This window comes from Vibrio sp. 10N.222.52.B7 (assembly GCF_041474275.1).
Classification (GTDB): Bacteria; Pseudomonadota; Gammaproteobacteria; order Enterobacterales; family Vibrionaceae; genus Vibrio; species Vibrio crassostreae_C.
The window spans coordinates 1-430 of record NZ_JBFRTU010000608.1 but is presented as its reverse complement, the minus strand read 5'-3'; the positions used below and the strand labels follow the sequence as shown (position 1 = coordinate 430).

Sequence of the window (430 nt, the reverse complement as noted above, 5' to 3'; positions counted from 1 at the left end):
TCAGTAATTGGTGGGTGCTGCGGCAGGTAGGCGACTTGGTGTGCAAATTCAAGGTTACTGTATGAGGCGAGGGGTTGCTCATTGAAGAGAACGTCACCTTCAGTTGGCGTGTTTTGTCGACTTAACAGTTTAATGAGTGTCGATTTGCCACATCCATTATGACCCAGCAAGGTGGTGACCTTCTTTGGTTCAAAGGTCAAAGTCGTTGGCGAAAGGATCTTCTTACCGTCGATTTCGAACGAGGCATTGGTAAGTGTGTACATAATGCAATATGAAGTTGAGTTATGGGCTGCTAGCCGCTAATGTAACACAGTGAAATAAAAATGATAATTATTCGCTAAATCAATCGACTTATCATTGTAGTATGCTCGTGCCCACTACGAGCTGACCAACCTTATCTAGCGCCTTCGATATTATGTCTGTTATACAA

Annotated in this window: 1 protein-coding gene; it reads right to left on the bottom strand. The window is 43.5% G+C overall.

Features of this window, described 5'->3' with window-relative positions; genetic code table 11:
- Positions 1-263 (bottom strand): ATP-binding cassette domain-containing protein (locus AB4512_RS24430; RefSeq protein ID WP_372176071.1); only part of this gene is annotated, 263 nt, incomplete at its 3' end.
- Between the last annotated feature and the right edge of the window lie 167 nt (positions 264-430).